Below are 25,075 nucleotides of genomic sequence, written 5' to 3'. Positions count from 1 at the left end.
AGTGGCCCCTTGGCCGGGACGGGGAATCCCGGTGCCTCGATGCCACGACGCGGTGTTGCGCCGGTGGCGATGGGTGAGGCTATGAAAGCCTGACTTTGGAACGATTGAAAGACTTAGGCAGATGAGGGTTTCTCATGTCGAGAGAACCCAGGGTTATAAGCCGCGCCACGCCTGGTCTGCGGGCCGTTTTGCGCGCAAAAAAAAGCCCGGCCCCGCGAGCCGTGAGGGGAGCGGCTGCGCGGGACCGGGCGGTGCAACGAGGTGGTCAGGCGGCGACGCTTTCCTTCTCGGTCTGCTCCACCGGCAGGCGGATCAGGTAGTCGAAGGCGCTCAGCGAGGCCTTGGCGCCTTCGCCCATCGCGATGACGATCTGCTTGTATGGCGCGGTGGTGACGTCGCCGGCCGCAAACACGCCCGGCACCGACGTCTCGCCACGCGCGTCCACTTCGATCTCGTGGCGCGGCGACAGCTTGATCGTGCCCTTCAGCCAGTCGGTGTTGGGCAGCAGGCCGATCTGCACGAACACGCCTTCCAGCGCCACGTGGTGATTCTGTCCGCTGGTGCGGTCGGTGTAGTTGAGGCCCGTCACCTTCTGGCCATCGCCGACGACCTCGGTGGTCTGCGCGCTGACGATGACGCCCACGTTCGGCAGGCTGCGCAGCTTGCGCTGCAGGACCTCGTCCGCACGCAGCTTGCCGTCGAACTCCAGCAGGGTCACGTGGCCCACGATGCCGGCCAGATCGATGGCCGCCTCCACGCCGGAGTTGCCGCCGCCGATCACCGCCACGCGCTTGCCCTTGAACAGCGGGCCGTCGCAGTGCGGGCAGTAGGTCACGCCCTTGTTGCGGTACTCCTGCTCGCCCGGCACGTTCATGTTGCGCCAGCGCGCGCCGGTGGAAAGGATCACCGTCCTGGACTTCAGCACGGCGCCGTTGGCGAGGCGCACTTCATGCAGGCCGCCTTCAGTGGTGGCGGGAATCAGCTGCTCGGCGCGCTGCAGGTTCATCACGTCCACGTCGTATTCGTGCACGTGCTGTTCCAGCGAGGCCGCGAGCTTCGGGCCTTCGGTGTAGGGCACGGAGATGAAGTTCTCGATGGCCATGGTGTCCAGCACCTGGCCGCCGAAACGCTCCGCCGCCACGCCGGTGCGGATGCCCTTGCGCGCGGCGTAGATCGCCGCTGCCGCACCGGCCGGGCCGCCGCCCACCACCAGCACGTCGAACGGCGCCTTGGCGCTCAGCCGCTCGGCGGCGCGCGCATGGGCGTTGGTGTCCAGGCGCGCGGCGATCTGCTCGATCTCCATGCGGCCGGTGTCGAAGAACTCGCCGTTGAGGAACACGGTGGGCACGGCCATCACCTGGCGCTCGTTCACCTCGTCCTGGAACAGCGCGCCGTCGATGGCGACGTGCGAGATGTTCGGGTTGAGCACGCTCATCAGGTTCAGCGCCTGCACGGTGTCCGGGCAGCTGTGGCAGGACAGCGACATGAACGTCTCGAAGCGGTATTCGCCGTCGAGGTTGCGCACCTGCTCGATCACGTCCTGCGTGGCCTTGGACGGATGCCCGCCCACCTGCAGCAGGGCCAGCACCAGCGAGGTGAACTCGTGGCCCATCGGGATGCCGGCGAAGCTCACGCCGACATCGGTGCCGACGCGATTGATGGCGAACGACGGCTTGCGCGCCGCCGTGCCGTCCAGGCGCAGCGAAATCTTGTCCGACAGCGGGGCGATGTCTTCCAGCAGGGCCTTGAGCTCCTGCGACTTCTCGCTGCCGTCGAGGGAGGCCAGAAGCTCGATCGGGTGTACGACCTTCTCGAGGTAGGCCTGCAGTTGGGACTTCAGATCGGCATCCAGCATGGGTGACTCCGTCGTTTATTCGGGGTGAGCGTGGCCATCGCCCTGGCCGTGGCCGGGCGTGGTGCGCGCCTTGATGTTCGGAAGAAGGACCCGGCAGGACGCCGGGTCCGGTGCGGCCCGATGCAGCGGGCCGCAAGACAGTGCTACGGGGTAGAACTTAGATCTTGCCGACAAGGCTGAGCGACGGCTTCAGGGTCTTGTCGCCTTCCTGCCACTTGGCCGGGCACACTTCGCCCGGGTGGGAAGCGACGTACTGGGCGGCCTTGACCTTGCGCAGCAGCTCGGCAGCCGAGCGGCCGATGCCGTTGTCGTGGATTTCGCACAGCTTGATCTGGCCTTCCGGATTGATCAGGAAGGTGCCGCGCAGCGCCAGGCCTTCTTCTTCGATCATCACGTCGAAGTTGCGGGTGATGGTGCCGGTCGGATCGCCGATCAGGGTGTACTTGACCTTCTTGATCGCGTCGGAGGTGTCGTGCCATGCCTTGTGGGCGAAGTGCGTGTCGGTCGACACGCCGTAGATTTCGACGCCCAGCTTCTGGAACTGCTCGTAATGGTCGGCAAGGTCTTCCAGCTCGGTCGGGCACACGAAGGTGAAGTCAGCGGGGTAGAACACCACCACGGACCACTTGCCCTTCAGCGAGGCATCGGTCACTTCGATGAACTGGCCATCCTTGAAAGCATTGGCCTTGAACGGTTTGATTTCGGTATTGATCAACGACATCGTTGTTTTTCCGTTGGTTGTGGTTGGTGGAAGCCTAAGAATACGGGCTTGGCGGCCATAGGTCTAATTGATTGTCGGGATGATGATCATAGATGGTGGCTATGACTCGCCATCCCTCGCCCCAAGGGTGCCCGTCATCTTTCTACATGGTGGCTGGGTCGCGCTGGTCCAACCCGCTGAGGCGATTCGACCAGCCATTACGTTGGAGCGCCAGGGACACTGGCACGCATGTGACTGCTCGTGCGTTGCACTTGTGCGACAGCCACGCAAGAGATGCGGCGAGTAGCAGGCGCCATGTGAGCGATGCGTGACGATTTGCGCATGCGTGCAAGCACATTGCGCGGAATGCGCCCTCGACGAAAGAGATCACGACGCAGGATTGACTTCCACCGGTCCGTACTTGTACCTAGAGAACTACGGTCAAGCCATGCGACGCCAGCCGACCTGTGACGCGCGCCGAATGGTCTGGTTGCTTGCAAGCATCTCTTCACTTGGCGACGGTGGTTGTGATGGTGGCATTGGCGACGGAGTACGTGATCGACGTTCATCACTGGAACGACAGCCTTTTCAGCTTCCGGACCACGCGTGATCCGGGCTTCCGGTTCGATAGCGGCCACTTCGTGATGCTCGGCCTGGAAGTGGAGGGCAAGCCGCTGCTGCGCGCGTATTCCATCGCCAGCGCCAACTACGAGGAACACCTGGAATTCGTCAGCATCAAGGTGCCGGACGGGCCGCTCACCTCGCGATTGCAGCACCTCAAGCCGGGCGACCCGATCATCGTCAGCCGCAAGCCCACCGGCACGCTGGTGCTCAACGACCTCAAGCCCGGCAAGCATCTGTACCTGCTCGGCACGGGAACGGGCCTGGCGCCGTTCCTGAGCATCGTGCGCGATCCGGAAACGTACGAGCGCTTCGACAAGGTGGTGCTGGCGCATGGCGTGCGCCGCGTCAGCGACCTGGTGTTCGCGGAGTACCTGGAGCGTGAACTGCCGAGCCATTCGTACCTTGGCGAACTGGTGCGCGAGAAGCTGGTCTATTACCCCAGCGTCACGCGCGAACCCTTTCACCATCGCGGTCGCCTCACGGATGCGATCGTCGACGGACGCATGAGCGATGCCGCCGGCCTGCCGCCGCTCAATCCGGTCACGGACCGGGTGATGCTGTGCGGCAGCCAGGCCATGCTGGACGACACCAGCGCCTTGCTGGACGGCCGCGGCTTCAAGGTGTCGCCGCGCACGCGCGAGCCGGGCGATTACGTGATCGAGCGTGCCTTCGTCGAAAGGTGAATGCAGGCGAGCAGGATGCAGTATGGCGGTGCGATGTCGTTGTCGGCCTCGCGCCGTAGTGGTGTTCAAGCGGTGTTGTTGCCCGGTGGTGGCAGGCACGATGGCTTGGCCGAAAACGTGAAGAGACTCCTAGCCCCAAGGAGAGTCCGTCGTGTACGAACTGCTACGAACCGTCGATACACCGGCGCAATTGCGCCAGCTGGACATGCCGGCGCTGCACCAGCTGGCCGGCGAGCTGCGTGCCTTCATCCTGGAAAGCGTTTCGCGCACCGGCGGGCATCTCTCCTCCAACCTCGGCAGCGTCGAGCTGACGATTGCGCTGCACTACATGTTCGATACTCCGGGCGACCGGTTGGTGTGGGACGTCGGCCATCAGTCGTATCCGCACAAGATCCTCACTGGTCGCCGCGAGGCGATGGCCGGCATCCGCCAGCTCGATGGCATTTCCGGCTTTCCCCGGCGCAGCGAGTCGGAGTACGACACCTTCGGCACGGCGCATTCCAGCACCTCCATTTCCGCCGCGCTGGGCATGGCGCAGGCCGCGCGCATCCTGGGCGACACGCGCCACAGCATCGCGGTGATCGGCGACGGCGCGCTCAGCGCGGGCATGGCCTTCGAGGCGATGAACAATGCCGGCGTGGCGGAAGACTTGCCCTTGCTGGTGGTGCTCAACGACAACGACATGTCCATCTCGCCGCCGGTGGGCGCCTTGCGCTACTGCTTCGGCCGGCTGATCTCCGGCCGTTTCTACCAGCACGCGCGCCAGGGCGTGCATTACGCGCTGCGCCCGATCCCGCCGATCAGCCATCTGGCTTCGCGGCTGGAGTCGCAGATGAAGGGCATGGTGGTGCCGTCGCCGCTGTTCGAGGAATTCGGCTTCAACTACACCGGCCCCATCGACGGGCACGACCTGGACGTTTTGATTCCGGCCCTGCAGAACATCAAGGGCCTGCGCGGGCCGCAGTTCCTGCACGTGATCACGCAGAAGGGACACGGCTACAAGCTGGCCGAGGCCGACCCGATCCAGTACCACGGACCGGGCAAGTTCGATCCCACGATCGGCCTGGTCTCGTCCGCCAAGGCGGCGCGCAAGAGCTACACGCAGGTGTTCTCCGAATGGCTGTGCGACGAGGCGGCGCAGGATCCGCGCATCGTCGGCATCACGCCCGCCATGCGCGAGGGCTCGGGGCTGGTGGAATTCGAGAAGCGCTTCCCGGATCGCTATTTCGACGTCGCCATCGCCGAGCAGCACGCGGTGACGTTCGCGGCGGGCCTGGCGACGGAAGGCTTGCGCCCGGTGGTGGCGATCTATTCCACCTTCCTGCAGCGCGGCTACGACCAGCTCATCCATGACGTGGCGCTGCAGAACCTGCCGGTGGCCTTCGCTATCGACCGCGCCGGCATCGTCGGCGCCGATGGCGCGACGCACATGGGCGCGTTCGACCTGGCCTATCTGCGCTGCATTCCGAACATGGTGGTGATGGCCGCCTCGGACGAGAACGAGTGCCGCCAGATGCTGCATACGGCGGTGAATCACGATGGTCCTTGCGCGGTGCGTTACCCGCGCGGCAGCGGACCGGGCGTGCCCACGGAAGCGGCGATGAGCGTGCTGCCCATCGGCAAGGGCGAGTTGCGGCGGCATGGCGGCCAGCCGCCGGGGCAGCGCGTGGCCATTCTCGCGTTCGGCTCGATGGTGGCGCCCAGCCTGACCGCCGCCGAGACGCTGGACGCCACCGTCGCCAACATGCGTTTCGTGAAGCCGCTGGACGAGGCGCTGGTGAAGCAGCTGGCGCAGACGCATGACGTGCTGGTCACGGTGGAGGAGGGCTGCCTGCAGGGCGGCGCCGGATCGGCCTGCCTCGAATGCCTGTCCAACGCCGGCATCGCGGTGCCGGTGCTTCGCCTGGGCCTGCCGGACGAATTCGTGGAGCACGGCGATCCGGCGATCCTGCTCAATCACTATGGCCTGGATGCCGACGGCATCCGCGCGTCCATCCAGCGCTTCACCGACAAGGCGCTGGCCGCCAAACCCAGTTGCGCCGTGGCGCGCGAGGCCCGCTCTCCATGAAGGTGATACTTGCCCAGCCGCGTGGGTTCTGTGCCGGCGTGGTCCGCGCCATCGAAATCGTGGAGCGCGCGCTGCAGCGTTTCGGCGCACCGGTTTACGTGCATCACGAGATCGTGCACAACCGGCACGTGGTCGACGACCTGCGTTCCAAGGGCGCGATCTTCGTCGACGATCTGAACGAAGTGCCCGAAGGCGCGCACGCCATTTTCAGCGCGCATGGCGTGGGCCGCTCCGTCGAGACATTGGCCGAGCGTCGCGGTCTTCAAGTGCTGGATGCGACGTGTCCGCTGGTATCCAAGGTGCATCACCAGGGCCAGCGCTATGCGCAGGAAGGACGCACGGTGGTGCTGATCGGCCATGCCGGCCACCCTGAAGTCGTCGGCACGCTGGACCAGATTCCCGGGCCGGTGGTGCTGGTGCAGGACGTGGCGGAAGCCGAGGCGCTCGACTTTCCCGCGGATGCGCCGCTCGCCTATGTCTCGCAGACCACGCTGAGTGTCGACGACACGCGGCGCATCATCGACGTAATGCGCCGACGCTTCGCCAATCTTTCCGGGCCCAGCGTGGGCGACATCTGCTACGCCACGCAGAACCGCCAGAGCGCCGTGCGCGAACTGGCGGGGCAGGTGGACGTGATGCTGGTGGTCGGTTCGCCGAACAGCTCCAATTCGCGCCGGTTGCAGGAGATCGCCGAAGAGCTTGGCGTTCCCAGCTATCTGCTGGCCGATGGCGGCGAGCTGAGGCCGGAATGGGTAGTCGATGCGCGCACCGTGGGCCTGACGGCGGGGGCGTCGGCGCCGGAGGCCTCGGTCGACGATGTGTTGCGCGCCTTGCGGCTGCTGGCTCCGGTGGAGCTGGTCACCATGGAAGGACGCCGCGAGCGCGCGGTGTTTCCTCTCCCCGTGGTGTTGGAGGCCGTGTCATGAACGTGCAGCGCCTGAGCATTCTTGGCTCCACCGGTTCCATTGGCACCAGCACGCTGGATGTGGTGGCGCGTCATCCGGATCGCTTTCGCGTGTTCGCGTTGACGGCGCATCGCCAGATCGACCGCCTGTTCGACCAGTGCCGTGCGTTCCTGCCTGAAGTGGCGGTGGTGGGCGATGCGGAAGGCGCGGCGGAACTGGAACAGAAGCTGCGCGCGGCCCGGCTGCCTACCGAGGTGGCATACGGGCCGCAGGCGCTGAGCGCGGTGGCGAGTGCGGCGGGTTGCGATACCGTGGTGGCCGCCATCGTCGGGGCGGCGGGCCTGGCCTCGTCGCTGGCGGCGGCGCGCGCGGGCAAGAAGATCCTGCTCGCCAACAAGGAGGCGCTGGTCATGTCCGGCGCGCTGTTCATGCGCACGGTGGCCGAGCACGGTGCCACCCTGTTGCCGCTGGACAGCGAGCACAACGCCATCTTCCAGTGCCTTGGCACGGGGTCGTGTTCGGGTGCGGGCGTGGAGCGCCTGATCCTCACCGCTTCGGGCGGCCCGTTCCTGCATCGCGAGCTGGACACGCTCGACGAGGTGACGCCCGACCAGGCCTGCAAGCATCCGAACTGGGTGATGGGGCGCAAGATTTCCGTCGACTCCGCCACCATGATGAACAAGGGGCTTGAGGTGATCGAAGCCCGATGGCTGTTCGACATGCCGCCCGAACGCATCGAAGTGCTGATCCATCCGCAGAGCGTGATCCACTCGATGGTGGCCTACGCCGATCAGTCGGTGTTGGCGCAGCTGGGCAATCCCGACATGCGCACGCCGATCGCGCACGCCATGGCGCATCCCGAGCGTGTGGATTCGGGCGTGACGCCGCTGGACCTCACCCGCATGTCCAACCTGAGTTTCCATGCGCCGGACTTGGCCAGGTTCCCATGCCTGCGTCTGGGCCTGCGCGTACTGCGCGACGGCTGCAGTGCCAGCGTGACCTTGAATGCGGCCAACGAGATCGCAGTCGATGCCTTCCTGCGCGAGCAGATCCGCTTCACCGATATCGCGCGGGTGGTGGAGCGCGCGCTGGACCAGCTGCCGGCGCTGCCCGCTTCCGCGACACTGGACGATATCCTTGGCGCCGACGAAAGGGCGCGCGCGACGGCTCGCCAGTCCATTGCCCAGCTACCGGCGCTGCATGCGGCAGCCATACATTGATGTGATGCGGAGACCCGTTCGTGAGTGAAGCGATTCAACTGTGGCCCGCGTCGTCCGGCGCGCCGGCATACGCCGAGGCTATGGAAACCTGGATGCCACGGATCCTGCAGCGCACCGAGCGTGCGCTGGAGCACTACCTGCCGTCGGTCGACACGGTGCCGGCGACGCTGCACGACGGCATGCGCTACGCCACGCTGGGCGGCGGCAAGCGCCTGCGCGCCTTGCTGTGTCATGCCGCGGGCGAACTGGTGGACGCCGATCCGGTGATCCTCGATGGCGCCGCCAGCGCGATCGAAATGATCCATGCCTACTCCCTGGTGCATGACGACCTTCCCCCCATGGACAACGATCTGCTCCGGCGCGGGCAGCCGACGGTGCACGTGCGTTACGGCGAGGCGATGGCGATCCTGGTGGGCGATGGACTGCAGGCGCAGGCGTTTGCCGTGATCGGCGATCTGCCGGCGAGCGCCGGCCAGCGCGTCGCCTTGCTGAAGGAACTGGCCTCGGCCAGCAGTTCGCAAGGCATGGTGGGCGGCCAGGCGATCGACCTGGAAAGCGTGGGCCATGTGCTGGCGCGCGATGAGCTCGAGCAGATGCATCGCCTGAAGACCGGCGCCTTGCTGCGCGCGGCGGTATTCATGGGCGCGCATTGCGGTGCGGAAACCATGTCGCCGGAACTGCATGCCGCGCTCGACGGCTATCAGCGCGCCGTGGGGCTGGCCTTCCAGGTGGTGGACGACATCCTGGATGTCACTACCGATGCCGCCACCCTGGGCAAGACGCCAGGCAAGGATGCGCAGGACAACAAGCCGACCTATGTGTCCCTGCTTGGCCTCGACGCGTCGCGCGAACTGGCCGAGGAACTGGGCGAACGGGCGCGCCTTGCGTTGGCGCCGCTGGGCGAGCGGGCCGCGCATCTGCACGGCCTTGCCGACATGGTGGTGCACCGCATCCGCTGAGCGGGCATCACGCCTCGCGATACCACAGCAGGATCACGCCGATCAACATGAAGCACGCCGGCCACACATAGCCGGCGATGCGGCCGCCGCGTCCGGGCAGCCGCAATTCCAGCCATCGCGCCCAACCCGCGGCCACGCCGGCCAGTGCCAGCGGCGTGTGGGTCAGCTCGATCAGCATCTGGTCCTTCACGTTGGAAATCTGATGGCTGTGCGTGAGCAGCATGGCGCCACCCACGGCGACCAGCAGCGGAAACACCAGCGCCGCGCGCTCGCTCTTCAGGCGCCCCGTGCGCACCGACCATTCGAATGCGCCGAACAGGATGATCAACGCCACGAAGAACCGGTGCTGCGCCACTTCCACGTCGCGCCACGCGATCCACCATCCTTCCTGGCCCAGGGGCCAGACCTCCGGATCGGAACGGACCAGCAGAAAGCCCGCCATCAGCAGGAACAACAGTGGCCAATGCCGCGCCCAACGCATGCCCGCGCGGTTCAACAGCGCAAGGAAGCCGATCAGCAGGACGAAGATGCCCGCCCAATGGTGGTTGTACTCGGACCAGGCGATGTCTTCCGCGTTGCGCGGCGGCAGGATGCCGGAGCCCGGAATGGTCGCCGACTGCGCCACCTGATGCTCGCGCGCGGCATCCTGGTCCAGCTGCGTCTGCAACTGCGAAATGGCCAGCGTGTCGTGGTCGGGCGAACTCAGGCGCGGCCATGCGGGCGCATTGCGCACGGCGATTTCATGCAGCGTCACGCGGTCGGTGGTCAGGTCCACCGCAGGCGGCACCGAGGTCAGCGACGCCGCGGCGAAGAAGATGGTGAAGCCGATGCCGATCTCCACCTCGGCAAACCGGCGCATGCGCGTCACCGACGCATCGCGCCCCTTGCGTAGCCGTTCGGTGACGAGGAAGTTGCCCAGCCCCAGGCCCAGCAAGCCGATGAACATGGCCACCTTGGCGCCGACCATGACGCCGTAGGCCGTGCCATAGAAACCCTGCGCATCACCCACGTAGAAGATCCACATGGTGATGCCGGACACCAGGATGCAGGCCACGCCGATGATCGACATGCGGGAGAAGCGCGAACCGACCAGCCTCAGGCTGTCGGCATCCTGCAGGTGGCGCAGCACGAGCACGAAGCAGGGGATGGCGCCAATCCAGATCGCGGCACCGAACTGGTGCAGGCCTTCGACCAGCATCAGCACGGTGTTGTCGTCCAGTCGCGCATACGCGTGCGTGGTGGCGGTGGCGGCAGCGAGTTCGGCCAGCCCCACCAGCAACAGGAGCACTCGTGGCAACGGCCGCGCCATGGTGCGCTGGCCGAGGCTCAGGGCAATGACCAAGGCACATGCGATCTTCACGCTGCCCGCCACGGCGAAGGACGCTTGCATCACGTTACCGAACGGCAGGTCGACGGTCGACATCAGCACCGACACCTGCAGCGCCGTCGTCGCCAGTTCGGCCAACAGCAGCCCCCAGGCGCTCCAGCGCGTCAGGCGCACGACGCGCCGCTCCAGCTCGTCGCCCTGCGTCAGCCGCGAGGACAGCGGATGCAGCAGGAACACCAGGAAAAGCAGGCCGCCCAGCGTCATGGATTGGGCGACGATCACCAGGCCATGCAGGATGACGCTCAGGTAACCAAAGATATCGACGAGCAGTGCCACGGAACCCCCGTTGGTCAGCGGTGGCGGTCGGTTGCGGGGAAAGCGTGCGATGCGCTCAGGGCGCGGTCGTCACGGTGAAAGGCAGGTCGCCGCGCGTGATGTGGCCGTCCAGCGCCAGCGCCTGCCAGCGGATGACGTAGCTGCCGGGCTTCAGGTCGGCCGAGCTGTCCAGTTCGTTGGGCTTCTTCGCATCGGCGGTGATGGCGAGCGGCGTTTCGCTCTTGTCGGAGGCGATAAGCAGCAGGCGCGAGCGCGCCTGGTCGATCTTGCTGTTGTACTTCAGCACGAGCGCGACGTGGCCCGCGGGCACGCTGCCATTGGCCTTGGGCGTGCTGTCGGTGAGGATGGCGTGCGCACTGGCGTCGAGGCTGGCGAGCAGGGCGAGGGCGGCGAACGCGGCGCGGCGATGAAGTGGCATGCGATGACTCCGGGGCGATGGGGATCAGGCGTGGCTGATGGGTTGCTTGCACCGCCCGATCGAATAAAGCATCGCGGGCAGGAAAGCGAAGGTGGACAGAAGCACGGCCACCAGGCTGAGCAGCAGCACGCTGCCCATGCTGGCCGTGCCCGGATGGCGGGCGATGGCCAGGCTGCCGAAGGCCGTACCCGTGGTGAGCGCGGAGAACAGGATCGCGCGCGCCGTCGGCGAGCCAAGGAACAGCTGCATGCCGTGGCGCCAGTTCATCACGAAGTACACGTTGAACGACACGCCCACGCCCAGCAGCAACGGCAGCGCGATGATGTTGGCGAAGTTGATGGCGATGCCGAACAGGCGCGCCAGCAGCGCGGTGAGCAGGGCGGACATCAGCAGCGTGGCCAGCACCAGGCCGGCATCGCGCGCGCGGCGCAGCACCAGGATCAGCACGATGGCGATGGCCGCGGTGGCATAGATCGCCGCCTCGCGGAAGGCGATGAGGATGGTGTCGGCCGCCTTGATGGTGTCGACGGCGGAACCGGCCGCATCCGGCGCCATCTTCTGCACCGCCCCTACGAAGTCGCGCAGGCCGGCGGTGCTCTGCGCCTTGGTCGTGGGCGTCACCTGGATGCGGACGCGTCCATCGGGCGCGAACCAGTCGCGCCGCAGGTCGTCGGGCAGGTTCTGCATGGTGATGGGCGTGGCGGACAGCGAATCGGCGAGCTGGTTAAGCGTGTAGGGCAGGAACTTCGTCAGCGCGTCATTGGCCGTGGCCACCTGCGCGTCGGTGCCGTGCGACAGCGCGGCCAGCGCCTTGCCGATGCGGCGCAGCGGGGATTGCGCCGGCAGCTTGTCGGCCACGCTGGCGATGCCTTCGCTGGTGTCCCTGGCGGCGCTGCGTATGTCATCCGCGGTGGGCGCGGCGACTTTCTCGCCGGGGTTCAGCACGGCATACATCAGGTCGGACGCCTGCTGCAGCTGCTCAAGCTTGTCGTCCTGCCCGGCGGGCACGAAGTCCACGCCCGACACCACCTGCGCCACTTCCGGCAATTTGCCCAGCTTCTCGCTCATCACCTTGGCGGCGGGCAGGTCCTTCGCCAGCAGGTCCATGGTGAAGGGATTGGTATTCGGGTCGTCCATCAGCGAGGTGAGGGTGCGCATCGCCTCGCTGTCCGCGCGCTTGGTGTGCAGCGGGTTGGCATCGAAGGGAATGGTCGCCGCGCACCAGATGCCCGCGATGCCGAGCACGCCGAAGGCGACCAGCACCGCCTTGCGGTGGCGGTTCAACCAGCCGTCGGCCTTGGCGCCGCCGGGCAGCGCCACCTCGGCGTGCGGCGACCCCTTGGAAAGCAGGCGCAGCAGCGCGGGCAGTACCGTCAGCGTGCAGATGAGCGCCAGCAGCATGCCGACGCCGGCGATGATGCCGAGCTCGGCGACGCCGGTGAAATCGGTCGGCGCGAAGGCGAGAAAGCCGCAGGCCGTAGCCAGCGCGGCAAGGCCGACCTGGCTGACCACGCGATGGGCGGTTTCGTGCAGCGAATCGTCGAAGGTGCGGTCGCTGTACTGGCGCGCGTGCAGCCGCACGCCGAACTGGATCCCGAAATCCACCGCCAGGCCCACGAACAGCACGGCGAATGCCACGGACACCAGGTTCAGGCGGCCCACCGCGAGCGCGGCGAAACCCAGGGTGTAGATCAGGCCCACCACCAGGGTGATGATCACCGGCACGATCAGCCGCCACGTGCCCAGCGCCAACACCAGCCAGAACACCAGCAGCAGGCTGCTGCCGATGGCGATGGGGCCCGCGCGATCCGTCAGCGAAGCGAATTCCTCGTCCGCCAGCGGCACCGAGCCGGTGTAGTTCACGCGCACGCGGCCCGACTTCACCTCCGGCAGCTCGTTGGCCAGCCGCAGCATGGCCTGCGTGGCGGCTTGCCCGGGTTCCAGCGCCGTGTGATCGAGCACCGGATGGATCAGGATGAATTCCTGCCCGCCATTGCTGTTGACCAGGTCGGGCGTGAGCAGCGCCTGCCACGACAGCGGCGCGTTCTTGCCGGCAACGGCGTCCTCCATGGTGTGCGCGACATTGCCCAGCGCCGCGTCGTAGGAGGACAGGTCGTTCGCCATGCCGCGCCGCACGCCTTCCACCATCAGGTCGATGCCGTTGAACAGGCCGCGCGCGGACGGATCCTTGGCCAGCGGACCGAGCAGGGGTTGCGCCTGCAGCATGCTGTCGAGCGTGCTTTCCAGTTCATCCTGCGGCAGCAGCAACAAGCCTTCGCGATTGAAGAACGGGCTGATGCCGGGCGTGGACGACGAACGGAAGTGTTCCTTGTCGGCCGCCAGTTTCGCGTTGAGCGCCTGCGCCGCGATGCGTGCTTCCTCCGCCGTGGGCGCGCGCACCACGGCGGTCAGGGTGTCGCTGAACTGCGGGAACTGCCGCGCGAAGGCGAGGCTCTGCTGCCGCCACGGCAGCTTGTCGGAGAACAGGTGATCGGAGTCGGTATCGATGCTCAGGTGCTTCGATGCACCCCACAGGCTCAGCACGACGAACACAGCGGCGATCAGGAGCACCGCATAGTGGTGGCGGCCACTGCGATCGACCGCCGATACCAGGCCTTTGTGAATCGCTTTGAACACGCCGTCAGGTCTCCGGGTTTCGATGCCGCGGGCCGTGCGTCGAGGCCGGGCCTGACATCGGGATCAAGGGTCAGATTAGCAGGGCTGCTTAGCCTCGCGGCCCAGGCCGCAGCCCGCCGCCTGCACCGCCAGGTGCAGGGCGCGCGTGGCCTTACCCATGCGCGCGGCCAGCGGCGGCAAGGCTGTCAGCAAGCGCGGATGGCGCAACAGCGTGCCGAGCATGGACAGCGCGCGCGGGCGTCCCCAGGCGTCGATGCCGTCCTGCAGTTCGGCGGGCACGTTGTCTTCGCGCTCGTCCACGATGGCGCGCAGCACGAGGAAGGGCAGCCGGTGTTCGCCGGCCACCATGGCGATGGCCGCGCTTTCCATGTCCACGGCCAGCGACTGATGGCGCTCGCGCATGCGGCCTTTCTCCTCCACCGAATGCAGCGGCGCGGGCAGGCTGAGCAGGCTGCCTTGCTCCACCAGCGGAAGGCCGGCGGCTTTCAGGCGGCGGATGAGCGATGCGCGCCACAGCGGGTCGGGCTGGTAGTCGCGGCTGCGCTCGTCGAGCACGCAGGAGGGACAGAACAGCGTGCCGCTGCGCAAGCCGGGCGCCAGGCCGCCGGCCACGCCAAAGGAGACCAGGGCATCCGCGCCCGCGGCGATCAGGGCGAGCGCGCCCTCGCGCGCCGCCTGCTGCCCCATGCCGGCGAGGACAACGGATTCGCCCGCACCGATCGCCGCCGCTGTGCGCACCCGCAGCGACCGGCGCGTCAGCACGCGCGCTTCCGCGGCCAGCGCCGTCACGATGCCCACCGTGCCGGGCATCACGGCGTCGGCTGCGAGCGCGCAAGCAGCTGGCGATAGCGAGTGAGTGCCCATAGCGGGAAATAAGCCGTGTAGCCGTGGTATTTCAGGAAGAACACGCGGGGGAATCCCGGTGCGTTGAAACTCGGGTGATACCAGAGATCCGCCTCCGGCTCGCCCTGTGCCTGCTGATGGTCGAGCAGCCAGTGGATGCCGCGTCGCGTCGCTTCCGCCGCCTGCTCGCCGGCGGCGAGCAGGCCGAGTACGGCCCATGCTGTACTGTGGGCCGTGCTTATGCCGGCGTTCGTGCCGCGCAACGCGGCATCGAAGTAGCTGTCGTTGGTTTCGCCCCAGCCGCCGTCGGCGTGCTGCCTGGCGATGAGCCAGTCCACCGATTTGCGGATCCAGGGCTGCCGCATGTCCTGGCCAACCAGTGCGAGACCGGCCAGCACGGACCACGTGCCGTAGATGTAGTTGGTGCCCCAGCGCCCCCAGTACGAACCGTCCGGCTGCTGCGCGTCGCGCAGATAGTCGATGCAGCGTGCGATGGCGCTTTGGTCCTGCGGGCGGCCGAGCACACCCAGAAACGCCAGCACGCGTCCGGATACGTCTTCCGTGGGCGGATCGAGCATGGCGCCATGGTCGGCGAAGGGAATTTCGTTGATGTGGTAGTGCGTGTTGTTGCGGTCGAACGCGGCGAAACCGCCATTGTCCGACTGCATGCCGACCAGCCAGTCCGCGGCGCGTTCGATGCGCTCGCGATACATGCCGTCGCGCGGCGTGCCGCGCACGGCCACGTGCAGCAGGCCGGCGACGACGGCGGTGTCGTCCAGATCCGGGTAATACGCATTGGCGTACTGGAACGCCCAGCCGCCCGGTGCAAGATCGGGCGCCTGCACGGCCCAGTCGCCCTTGAGTTCCAGCTCCTGCAATGGCGCGAGCCATTCCATGGCGCGCGTGACGGCATCCTGCGTGGCATCGTCGGGCGATGCGCGCAGCAGGGCCATTGCCGCCCAGCCGGTGTCCCACACGGGCGACACGCAGGGCTGGCAGAACGCCGTGCCATCGTCGCGATGCACGATCAGCTTCTGCAGCGACTTCAGGCAGGTGGTGCGCGCGGGATGATCCTTGGCGTAGCCGAGCAGGTCCATCGCCTCCAGGGCATTCACCATGGGCGGGAAGATCGCACCAAGCCCGTCTTCGCCATTCAGTCGCGGCAGGAACCATGCTTCCGCGCGCTTGATGGCCTTGCGGCGCAGCGAAGCGGGAATCAGCGGATCGCAGGCGCGCCCGATCTTGTCCAGCACCAGGAACAAGCGGCTGACGAAGGTGGTGGTGGCGAAGTAGTGGCGCTCCTGCTCCGGCGGCGTCACGAACAGTTCGGGGATGCCGACGTTGCGCGGATTCTTCGCCTTCGCCTTCATCGAGCACAGGATGAACAGCGGCACCATCGTGCTGCGCGCCCAGTACGACACCTTGTCGAGATGAAACGGCGCCCAGCGCGGGAACAGCATGATCTCCACCGGCACGTACGGCGCGGCGCGCCAGGGCACCTGGCCGAACATGGCGAGCAGGATGCGCGTGAAGACGTTGCTTCTGGCGGCACCGCCCGCGGCGAGGATGGCTTCGCGCGCGCGCCGCATGTGCGGTGCATCCGGCGAGTCGCCGGCGGCCTTCAGCGCGTAATACGACTTGACCGTGCACGACACGTCGAGCGCACCGTCGTGGTACAGCGGCCAGCCGCCGTGGGTGTCGAGCCGTTGCTTGAGGCGGATGTAGCGTGCCAGCTTTTCCTGCAGCACGTCGTCGATCTCGTCGAGGAAGTGCATCATCAGGATGTATTCGGACGAGATGGTACAGTCGGTTTCGAACTCGAAGCACCAGTGTCCGTTGGCGTGCTGCCGGGCCATCAGCGCGCGGCGGGCGCGGTCGATGGCCTGGTCGATGCGGTCGTTTTCGGGCTGCGGCTGACGCGAGTGGGCTGGGGCAGGCGGGGCGACAGTGGCAGGCGTATCCGTCATAGCGATCGTGCGTTCTTGAAGTCCGATGCGCGCCGCCACGGCCAGGCCACGTTGCGCGCTTGCGGAACGTCCCACTCCGGGCCCAGCGGCGTGAGCGGCAGCTTGCGCGCCGCGGCGCCGAACAGGAAACGGACGGCCGGGTCGTATTTGTCGGTGAGGCGCGTCAGGCCAATGGTCTGGGCCACGGCGGCGCGCGATACCTTGACCTGCGTGCCGGAGGAGAAATCCAGGCGATCCTGCAGATTGCGCAGCGTCAGCACGGCCAGGCCGATGCTCCACAGGCAGAAGCGGCGGAAGCCGGCATGGCGTGCCGGCACGAGCAAGGTGTATTCCACCGCGCGGCACAGATGCGAGTGCGCCACGCCGATCAGCTCGATCATGGCGTCGGCATAGTGCGCATCCTGCTGGCCGGCGGTGAGGTCGCGCAGTTCCACGCCGTAACGCGCGAAGACGTCGTGCGGCAGCCAGCACACGCCGTGACTGCGATCCTCCCACTGGTCCTTGAGGATGTTGGTCATCTGCAGGCCCTGGCCGAAGGAGATGGCCAGGCGCATCAGCGTGCGCGTCTGCGGCACCAGCTCGGGCTCGAAGTCGATGAGCAGCTTGGTGAGCATTTCGCCCACCACGCCGGCGACGTGGTAGCAGTAGCGATCCATGTCGCGCAGCGTCTCCAGCCCCTGCAGGCCGACGACGCGCTGGAAATCGTGCATGCCCTGCGACATCACGCGCAGGCATTCCACGATGGCTTCGTGCTGGGTGGGGTTGAACGTATCCGTCACTTCCAGCACCAGCGGAAGGCGGAACATCAGGTCGCGTTCGCTTTCGGACGTGGCGCTGGACAGGCGTGGCGCAATGTCGGCGGCGAACTCGCGTGCGTCGATGTGTCCGGTGACGGCATCGACGAAGGCGCTTTCGTAGCGTCCTTTTTCTTCCGGGGTGAAGGCGGGTTCGTCTTCGATGGTGTCGGCGATGCGACACAGCAGATACGCATTGGCGACAACGTCGCGCAGTGCCGGCGGCAGCTGCGGAATCGTCAGCGCAAACGTTCGTGACACCTTGGGAAGTATGGCTTCCTGGTAAGCGCTGGCGTTGCTCGGGGCAACCTCGGCGGCTTGTTTCGCGTCGAACATTGGCATGCCTGGGCCTTCTTAGTATTCACATACAGAGAAACCAGCAACGTCGGCATGGTAGCACCCTGTCCGTGTGAGACGCAGCCATATGACCAGAGCAAATGTCGTCGGTTCGTCTAGATGTTCATTTGCGCTGAAAGGCTGCGGAAAGCAGCAGGCCAGACGAGTGGCACTGGTGCGCGTCGCCACGAAACGGCTACGGTCGCGAATGCGGTGCCACCGCGTGCGTCGTTCGTACATAATGAACCGCAACTCCTCCCCGAGTTCAGGGAAAGCAGACGTATGTGTCCAGAGCGGGTGCTGGCGATGGTCGGGCGCATCTCGGAATCGAGCCTGTGAGGTCGCTGGTGACCGGCGCCACCGGGTTCGTCGGCTCCGCCGTGGTGCGGAGGCTGCTGCGCGAGGATCACCACGTGCGCGTCCTGGCGCGGCCCGGCTCCGACCGGCGCAACCTGCAGGGACTCGATGTGGAGGTGGTGGAAGCCGATCTTGCCGATGCCTCGTCGCTGGCAGGCATCTGCGACGGCTGCGATGCCCTGTTCCATGTGGCGGCGGATTACCGCCTGTGGGCGCCACGGCCGCAGGAGTTGTATCAGACCAATGTCGAGGGTACGCGCGCGCTGCTGGACGTGGCGCGGCGTGCCGGCGTGCCGCGCGTGGTCTACACCAGCAGCGTGGCGACGCTGGGCATTCCCAGGGACGGCACGCCCGGCGACGAGGCGACGCCCGTGTCGCTGGCCGACATGGTGGGCCACTACAAGCGCTCCAAGTTCCTGGCGGAACAGCTGGTGAGCGAGTACGCCGCGCAGGGTTTGCCGGTGGTGATCGTCAACCCATCGACGCCGATCGGCCCGCGCGACATCAAGCCCACGCCCACCGGACGCATCGTGCGCGATGCCATGACGGGACGCATGCCCGCCTATGTCGATACCGGGCTCAACGTGGTGCACGTGGACGACGTGGCCGATGGGCATTGGCTGGCCTTCCGCCACGGCGTGGCGGGCGAACGCTACGTGCTTGGCGGCAGCAACATCAGCCTGCGCGACCTGCTGTTCGAGATCGCGGACATCGTCGGCCGCCCGCCGCCGCGCTGGCGCCTGCCGCATGGCGCGGTGATGCCGGTGGCCTATGCGGCGGAGGCGTGGTCAAGGCTGACCGGCAAGCCGCCGATCGCCACCGTGGAAGAAGTGCGCATGTCGCGCAAGCGCATGTTCTTCACCAGCGCCAAGGCGGAGCGCGAGCTGGGCTACGCCGCCGGGCCGGTGCGACTGGCGCTGGAGGACGCAGTGGCGTGGTTCAGTCTGCATCGCTGACAACCGTCACGGTTCAACGCATGAACCGCCGCGCCAGCCGCGCCATGCGCGGCACGAAGGTCGGGCGCAGCAGGCGTTCGTCGTAGCCGCCCATGCGCAAGCTGTCCTGCGCCAGGCACAGGTCGATCAATTCGCCGATCTTCAGGTCCAGGCCGATCTGTTCGTGGCCGGTGATGGTGAAATTCGCGTCCTGCATTTCGCCGTTGTCATCCAGGCCCTTGGCGATGCCGATGCGTTCCCAGATCAGGAACAGCCACACGCGCAGCACCTTGAACTCGAAGGCCGGGCGCCGCCACCACGGCAACTGCTTGCGATGCCATGCCACCCAGTTGGCGAAGAACAGGATGTGGCGCGCCTCTTCCTGCATCACCGGCTCGAAGGTTTCCACCAGTTCGGCGGGAAAGTAGCCGGTGCGCTTGGCCGACTCGAACAGGCCGAAGGCGAAGAAGCTGTCGATGCATTCGCTGTAGCCGGTGACCAGCCAGCCCCATTCGGGGTCCTTCGGCACTTCGTACTCGGGCTCCGGCGCCAGTGCGATGCCGTAGGCCGCGACCATCTTGCTGAGCACCACCTTGTGGCGCGCTTCCTCGTCGCCATCCATGGTGAGGGCTTCGTGCAGCAGCGGATCGCCCACGGTGTTGGTGTAGGTGGCCACGCGCAGCTTGGCCTTGCCTTCGGTCTGCACGGCGATGTCCCAGATCGGCAGCGAGGTGATGCGGTGCAGCGCGTCGGGACTCAACGCCGGCCATTCGATCACGGCCGGCTTGTACGGGTTGTGCGTGTCCAGCAGCATCCGGCAGAACAGGCGCTTGTGCGCGTCGGAGCCGATCTTGATGCGCCCCGGCTCGTTGCCGGCCCAGTGGCGCATGGTGTGATCGGCGGCGGCTACGGCGTCATGGGACATGCTCACCTCGCTCAGGGTGTGTCGGAAAGCCCGGGCTTGCGGCGCGAGAGCCAGCGGCGATGCAGCCGGTGTGCCTCGGCCCACTGCCACGACAGCAGTGCAGGCACGCCGAAGCCTACCTCGCGCGCGCGCTTGACCAGCGACAGCGCGATGGCGGCATCGGCGGGCAGGCCGATGATGTTGCCGAACAGCACCAGTCCGCCTTCCTGCACGCCCAGGCCGGCCGGGACGAAGAAGATGATGTGGCGCACGGCCTGCGTGGTGGCCTCGATGGCGATGGCGTCCCACACGGAGATGGGAAAGCCCAGCAGCTGCAGCGCAAGCCAGCTTTCGAAACTGCCCACCACGAAACCGGCCACCTGCCAGGCACAGGCCACGGCCAGGCGCGCGGGGCGGTCGTAGAGCTTGCGGACTTCCTCGTCCAGGCGCGCGCCGTCGAGCAGTTCGGTGAAGCGCGACGGGCCGCCGAGCAGCTTTTCCGCGAAGGTTTCCAGCCGCGAGAACAGCTGGCCGTGGCGAAGGATCCAGATCAGGCCGATAGGCAGCGGCAGCGAGGCCGCCACCGCGCCGATCACCGAATTGAGCGTACCGATGTGGCCGGCCATGCCGATCAGCAGGAGCAAACCCAGCGCGACGAAGATGTACTGGCTGACCAGGGTCAGCAGCACTTCCATGACCACGCTGGCTGCTACCGGCGCGCCTTCCAGCCCGCGCCATTTGACCAGGCGGATGCCGACGATCTCGCCGCCGACATTGGCGACCGGCAGCAGCCGGTTGCAGGCTTCGCGCACGGTGGCGGCCCAGAACAGGAAAGGCGTGCCGGCGCGCCGTTGCGGATCGCTCGGCGCCAGCAGCGTGCGCCAGCCGAGCACGTCCAGCAGCAGGGGCAGGGCATGGAAGGGCAGCAGCCAGAGCAAGGCCCAGCCCGCGTGGTCGAAGGCGTTTTCGATGGCGGACCAGTTCTGCTGCGTCACCAGGATGATCGCGGCGATCAGCCCGAGCAGGCCGGCAAGATAAACGAGATATTTCATGCGGCGGCCGGATCGCTGAAGCCCCGGCAGAGCAGGCAGTGTTCGGCCACGGCCTGCCGCACGCGCGGCGACAGCAGGGCGGCCAGTTCGTCGGCATGGCGGTAATCGCTCATCGCGGGCGTGAGTTCGCCATGGATGGCCGGGTGCAGGTACAGCTCGCTCAGCCCGGCGGGCAGGCCTTGCACGACGTCGAGCAAGGCCTGCTCGTCCATGCCGCCGGTGTGGCGGATGCCGAAGACGTGGTCGTTGGTGCGCACGCCGGCGCGGCGCAGGCGATGGCGCATCAGCGCGAGCCAGGGTTTGAGCCAGGGGCCGGAACCGGGTTCGGCCGGCCAGCGCACGGCGCGCAGGCCGTAATCGCGGCCAATGGAAAGCATCAGGGATAGCACGGTGGGATGAAGATGAAAGTGTTTGTGTGCGTTGACGTGGTCGAGCGGCAGGCCGGTGGCGGCGAAGGCCTCGAACTGCGCGCGGATTTCCGTGGCCAGCTGCCGGCGCACGTGCGGCAGGAAGAAGAAGCGGAATCCGTCGCGCACCATGTTGTCGCCAAAGTTTCCGCGTGCATCGACCAGGTCGGGTATGCGCGAGGGCGGCAGGGCGGATTGTCCATCCGCCAGCACCAGGTGCAGGCCAACCGCCAGTCCCGGCAGCTGCCGCGCGCGCGCCACGGCGTCGGCCACCGCGGGCGCCGTCACCATCAGGCTGGCCGCGCGCAGCACGCCTTCGCGATAGCCGCGCTCCACCGCCTGGTTGACGGCGGTGTGCAGGCCGAAATCATCGGCCGTCACGATCAGTCGTGGGCGCGTGGATACGGGTGAATCGGTCATCGGTCCAGCGCGCGCCTTGCGGTCACGCCTCGTGCGCGCGCAGGAAACGGAAGAACTCCACGCCTTCGCGCAGGCGCCGCTTGGTCATCTCCCAGCTGCCCGCCATTTCCTTCACGATCTCCCAGATCTTGGAAGGGCGGAAATAGAAGCTGCGGTAGAAGGTTTCCACGCCGTGGAAGATCTCTTCCTTGGACAGGTGCGGATAGCTGATCATCGCCAGCTGCACGCCCTTGTCGTTGACCAGGTGCGCCGAGGTGTTCTCCTCCAGCCAGCCGTTGTCGATGGCCTGCTTGTACAGCGTGGTGCCCGGATAGGGCGCGGCCAGCGACACCTGGATGGTGTGCGGGTTGATCTCCTTGGCGTACTGGATGGTGCGCGCGATGGTTTCCTTGGTTTCGCCCGGCAGGCCGAGGATGAAGGTGCCGTGCACGGTGATGCCGAGCTTGCGGCAGTTCTCGGTGAAGGTGCGCGCGATGTCGGTGCGCAGGCCCTTCTTGATGTTGTGCAGGATCTGGTCGTCGCCGGACTCGTAGCCCACCAGCAGCAGGCGCAGGCCGTTCTCCTTCATGATCTTGAGCGACTCGTAGGGCACGTTGGCCTTGGCGTTGCAGCTCCAGGTCCAGCCCATCGCATGCAGGCCGCGCGCGATCTCGTGCACGCGCTCCATGTTGGAGCTGTCGGTGAAGGTGTCGTCGTCGAACATGAGTTCGCGGACCTCGGGCATGTTCTCCTTGATCCACTTGGCCTCGGCGAGCACGTTGGCGGCCGAGCGCACGCGGTAGCGATGGCCGCCCACCGTCTGCGGCCACAGGCAGAAAGTGCACTTGGAGCGGCAGCCGCGGCCGGTGTAGATCGACACGTACGGATGCATCAGGTAGCCGATGAAGTAGCGCTCGATCTTCAGGTCGCGCTTGTAGATCGGCGCCACGAAGGGCAGGTCGTCCATGTGCTCGATGGTGGCGCGCGGCGGGTTGTGCTGCACGCGGCCGTCGGCGAGCTTGTAGCTGATGCCGGCGATGTCCTTCAGGGCGCGGCCCTCGGCCACTTCCTTGCAGGTGTAGTCGAACTCTTCGCGCGCCACGAAATCGATGGCGGGTGACGCCAGCAAGGAGGGTTCCGGTTCCACCGCGACCTTGGCGCCCACCATGCCGATGAGGATATTGGGCTGGCGCTCCTTGAGCAGCTCCGCGAATTTCGCGTCGGTGGGGAAGGAGGGCGTGCTGGTATGGATGATCACGAGGTCGTAAGCGCTGGCGATACCGAGGGTGTCTTCCACCGAGAGCTCTTCCACCGGGGCGTCGAGCACGCGCGATCCGGGAACGAGCGCGGCCGGCTGCGCCAGCCAGGTGGGATACCAGAAACTCTTGATCTCGCGTTTGGCCTGGTAACGGGAGCCGGCCCCGCCATCGAAACCGTCAAACGAAGGGGCCTGCAGAAAAAGCGTCTTCATGGGATTGCCAAGCTCCTGCTTCCGCAACGAGTTGTTCATCGCACTTTCGACTAAGGATACCGCGATGGCGCATGGTCGCGCGCATGCAATACCTGACCGCGCCAATCCACTCGCCAGTGGACCAGCGCACCCGCCCATTCCACCAGCAATAGCGCGTCGCGGAAAGGGGTGAGCCAGAGATCCCGCCAGCGGGACGATCTTGCGGTGCTTCGCCACGACGCGGCATAGCGCGCCGTGCGGGCGATCGCGGCGAGCACGCAGATGACGAGGCAAGGCGCGGAAGGCGACAGCGCCAGGGCTACGGCCAGCAGCGGCCAGGTCAGGCAAATGAAGCTGAAGAAGAAACCGGCCGGGGAGATGGCGCGGATGGTGCGCAGCCAGCGCAGCTCATGCGACCAGAGGCTGGCGAGCGTCGTCTCGCTGACGTCGGTGCCCACGACCACGTCACTGAGTACGGTGCGCAGGCCCAACTGCCGCGTGCGTTCGCCCAGCCAGAAATCATCCGCCAACGTGTCCTTCAAGGGGTCGAAGCCGCCGATGGCTTCCAGTGCGTCGCGGCGCAGGCCGATAGTCGAGCCGAACGCGAAGCGGGTCGAGCCGAAGGCATGCGCCAGCCTTACGGACGGCGCAAACCAGTCGTCGATGAACAGCCGCCCCAGCCGCGAGCTGAGGGTGTTGTTGGCCACGCCATGATAAAGACAGGTCACGATGCCGGTGCGCGGGTCGTTGAGCGGGGCGGTGACACGCAGCAGATAGTCCGGTGTCACGCTGATGTCACTGTCGGCCAGCACCAGCCAGTCATGCCGCGCCTGCGCGACCAGGTTGATCAGGTTGCTGACCTTGAGGTTGGCGCCGTGCACCGCGGGGTCGATGACCAGCGCCATCGGCAACTGCGGGAATTCGCGCTGCAGCCGTTGCACTACGGCGATAGCCGGATCCTCCGGATCGCGCACGCCAAAGAGCAATTCATAATGCGCGTAATGCTGCTCGCAGAAACTCCGCAGGTTCTCGTAAAGCCTGGGTTCGGCGCCGTGCAGCGGCTTGAGTACGCTCACGGGCCGGCTTGCCTGATCGTTCACATCCGCTCGCCGATGCTGCTGCCGCCGCTCGCTGCGAAACCATGCCCAGAAGCTCAGATACGCATACATTGCCGCGCACAGGGCCAGGATCATGCCCATCCATGACAGCGGTGTTGTAGCGGCAGGAGAGAACGGCATGAATTCGGCTCGGACGCGATCCACCATTCCTTCCAAAGTTAACGCATGCACTTTGTGAAAACCTATCTCTTTCGATGGCGACGTGCTGGGCTGCTCATGCTGCTGGCGCTGTCATGCGGCGCGGCGTTCGCGCAGTCGCCCGCGAGCGATGCGGCGGCGATCACCGGCGACTGGCTGGTCGAGAGCCGCGACGCCATCATCCGCATCGAGCCGCAGGGCGATACCTTCGTCGGCACCATCGTCTGGCAACTGCATGACACCTACGGACCGGAGGACGGGCCGGAGCTCAACGGCAAGACCGTGACGGATCGGCACAATCCCGATCCCGCGCTGCGCTCCCGGCCGCTGACCGGGCTGCGCCTGTTGTGGGGCTTGCGTTATGACAGCGATGCCAAGGCCTGGGTGGACGGCCGCGTCTACAACGCCGACAACGGCAAGGAATACCACTGCGAAGTGCATCTGCGATCGCCCGACCGGCTCGTGCTGCGTGGCTACATCGGCATTCCGCTGCTGGGCGGAAGTACCACCTGGACACGCACGCACGAGCCCTTTCCTGTACCGGCAAGCAGCGTCCATTCGACAAATTGACTGTGGCCCGATGTAGCGCAAATGCTTGCGAGGGACTACTCGCCTCCGCTCAACCTTGCTAGCCTGAGCACGT

20 protein-coding genes are annotated in these 25,075 nt (G+C 66.6%); 7 read left to right on the top strand and 13 right to left on the bottom strand.

Annotation, left to right across the window (positions count from 1 at the left end):
* Positions 1-265: 265 nt before the first annotated feature.
* The gene (gene ahpF, locus BDW41_RS03285; protein ID WP_074546581.1) at positions 266-1,855 is read right to left on the bottom strand and encodes an alkyl hydroperoxide reductase subunit F; all 1,590 of its coding nucleotides are present in this window, start codon (positions 1,853-1,855) and stop codon (positions 266-268) included.
* Between the two features lie 157 nt (positions 1,856-2,012).
* On the bottom strand, positions 2,013-2,576 hold the full coding sequence (gene ahpC / locus BDW41_RS03280; RefSeq protein ID WP_074546579.1) for an alkyl hydroperoxide reductase subunit C: 564 nt from the start codon (positions 2,574-2,576) through the stop codon (positions 2,013-2,015).
* 509 nt (positions 2,577-3,085) lie between these two features.
* Here ahpC and BDW41_RS03275 point away from each other — a divergent pair.
* The 5 genes from BDW41_RS03275 (at position 3,086) to BDW41_RS03255 (ending at position 9,014) form a co-directional block, all read left to right on the top strand.
* Positions 3,086-3,862 carry a ferredoxin--NADP reductase gene (locus BDW41_RS03275; protein WP_074546577.1) on the top strand — a complete coding sequence of 259 codons (777 nt, stop codon included), beginning with the start codon at positions 3,086-3,088 and terminating at the stop codon, positions 3,860-3,862.
* Positions 3,863-4,013: 151 nt separating this feature from the next.
* Positions 4,014-5,930: a 1-deoxy-D-xylulose-5-phosphate synthase gene (gene dxs / locus BDW41_RS03270; RefSeq protein ID WP_074546575.1), complete on the top strand. Its 1,917-nt coding sequence runs from the start codon at positions 4,014-4,016 to the stop codon at positions 5,928-5,930.
* A complete protein-coding gene (ispH, locus tag BDW41_RS03265) occupies positions 5,927-6,856 on the top strand; it encodes a 4-hydroxy-3-methylbut-2-enyl diphosphate reductase (RefSeq protein WP_074546572.1) in 930 nt (309 codons plus the stop codon). The genes dxs and ispH overlap by 4 nt, the downstream gene beginning before the upstream one ends.
* Complete coding sequence (ispC, locus tag BDW41_RS03260; RefSeq protein WP_074546570.1) at positions 6,853-8,055, top strand: 1-deoxy-D-xylulose-5-phosphate reductoisomerase; 1,203 nt, start codon at positions 6,853-6,855, stop codon at positions 8,053-8,055. Before ispH ends, ispC begins: the two co-directional genes overlap by 4 nt.
* Positions 8,056-8,147: 92 nt before the next feature.
* Positions 8,148-9,014, top strand: a complete 867-nt coding sequence (locus BDW41_RS03255; protein WP_233496759.1) for a farnesyl diphosphate synthase — start codon at positions 8,148-8,150, stop codon at positions 9,012-9,014.
* Positions 9,015-9,021: 7 nt separating this feature from the next.
* On the opposite strand, the gene BDW41_RS03250 is transcribed toward BDW41_RS03255, so the two are convergent.
* From BDW41_RS03250 to BDW41_RS03225, 6 genes are all read right to left on the bottom strand, one after another.
* Complete coding sequence (locus BDW41_RS03250) at positions 9,022-10,677, bottom strand: CopD family protein (RefSeq protein WP_074546566.1); 1,656 nt, start codon at positions 10,675-10,677, stop codon at positions 9,022-9,024.
* Between the two features lie 55 nt (positions 10,678-10,732).
* Positions 10,733-11,095 carry a copper resistance CopC family protein gene (locus tag BDW41_RS03245; protein ID WP_074546564.1) on the bottom strand — a complete coding sequence of 121 codons (363 nt, stop codon included), beginning with the start codon at positions 11,093-11,095 and terminating at the stop codon, positions 10,733-10,735.
* Positions 11,096-11,119: 24 nt separating this feature from the next.
* Positions 11,120-13,732 carry an MMPL family transporter gene (locus tag BDW41_RS03240; protein ID WP_199535264.1) on the bottom strand — a complete coding sequence of 871 codons (2,613 nt, stop codon included), beginning with the start codon at positions 13,730-13,732 and terminating at the stop codon, positions 11,120-11,122.
* Positions 13,733-13,807: 75 nt separating this feature from the next.
* Positions 13,808-14,542 carry a purine and other phosphorylase-like protein, family 1 gene (locus BDW41_RS03235; RefSeq protein ID WP_074546562.1) on the bottom strand — a complete coding sequence of 245 codons (735 nt, stop codon included), beginning with the start codon at positions 14,540-14,542 and terminating at the stop codon, positions 13,808-13,810.
* On the bottom strand, positions 14,542-16,542 hold the full coding sequence (gene shc, locus BDW41_RS03230; protein WP_074546560.1) for a squalene--hopene cyclase: 2,001 nt from the start codon (positions 16,540-16,542) through the stop codon (positions 14,542-14,544). The genes BDW41_RS03235 and shc overlap by 1 nt, the downstream gene beginning before the upstream one ends.
* Positions 16,539-17,678 carry a phytoene/squalene synthase family protein gene (locus BDW41_RS03225; RefSeq protein ID WP_233496758.1) on the bottom strand — a complete coding sequence of 380 codons (1,140 nt, stop codon included), beginning with the start codon at positions 17,676-17,678 and terminating at the stop codon, positions 16,539-16,541. Before BDW41_RS03225 ends, shc begins: the two co-directional genes overlap by 4 nt.
* 329 nt (positions 17,679-18,007) lie before the next feature.
* Between BDW41_RS03225 and hpnA the strand changes: the two genes are divergently transcribed.
* A complete protein-coding gene (hpnA, locus tag BDW41_RS03220) occupies positions 18,008-18,985 on the top strand; it encodes a hopanoid-associated sugar epimerase (protein ID WP_074546556.1) in 978 nt (325 codons plus the stop codon).
* Between the two features lie 13 nt (positions 18,986-18,998).
* On the opposite strand, the gene BDW41_RS03215 is transcribed toward hpnA, so the two are convergent.
* Genes BDW41_RS03215 through hpnI form a run of 5 tightly spaced genes read right to left on the bottom strand, consistent with a single transcriptional unit; the run spans position 18,999 to position 24,369 of the window.
* Positions 18,999-19,889, bottom strand: a complete 891-nt coding sequence (locus BDW41_RS03215; RefSeq protein ID WP_074546554.1) for an aminomethyltransferase — start codon at positions 19,887-19,889, stop codon at positions 18,999-19,001.
* An 11-nt stretch (positions 19,890-19,900) separates the two neighbouring features.
* Positions 19,901-20,920 carry a lysylphosphatidylglycerol synthase domain-containing protein gene (locus BDW41_RS03210; RefSeq protein ID WP_074546552.1) on the bottom strand — a complete coding sequence of 340 codons (1,020 nt, stop codon included), beginning with the start codon at positions 20,918-20,920 and terminating at the stop codon, positions 19,901-19,903.
* Positions 20,917-21,747, bottom strand: coding sequence for a hopanoid biosynthesis-associated protein HpnK (gene hpnK / locus BDW41_RS03205; RefSeq protein ID WP_074546550.1), 831 nt, complete (start codon positions 21,745-21,747; stop codon positions 20,917-20,919). The genes BDW41_RS03210 and hpnK overlap by 4 nt, the downstream gene beginning before the upstream one ends.
* A gap of 22 nt (positions 21,748-21,769) precedes the next feature.
* Positions 21,770-23,197, bottom strand: coding sequence for a hopanoid biosynthesis associated radical SAM protein HpnJ (gene hpnJ, locus BDW41_RS03200; protein WP_074546954.1), 1,428 nt, complete (start codon positions 23,195-23,197; stop codon positions 21,770-21,772).
* Positions 23,198-23,247: 50 nt separating this feature from the next.
* Positions 23,248-24,369, bottom strand: a complete 1,122-nt coding sequence (gene hpnI / locus BDW41_RS03195; protein ID WP_233496757.1) for a bacteriohopanetetrol glucosamine biosynthesis glycosyltransferase HpnI — start codon at positions 24,367-24,369, stop codon at positions 23,248-23,250.
* A gap of 141 nt (positions 24,370-24,510) precedes the next feature.
* On the opposite strand from hpnI, the gene BDW41_RS03190 reads away from it, so the two are divergent.
* Complete coding sequence (locus BDW41_RS03190) at positions 24,511-25,002, top strand: DUF2147 domain-containing protein (protein WP_074546548.1); 492 nt, start codon at positions 24,511-24,513, stop codon at positions 25,000-25,002.
* Positions 25,003-25,075: the final 73 nt, after the last annotated feature.

Source organism: Dyella sp. AtDHG13 (assembly GCF_003201105.1).
Lineage (GTDB): Bacteria > Pseudomonadota > Gammaproteobacteria > Xanthomonadales > Rhodanobacteraceae > Dyella > Dyella jiangningensis_B.
This window is presented reverse-complemented; position numbering and strand designations above follow the sequence as displayed.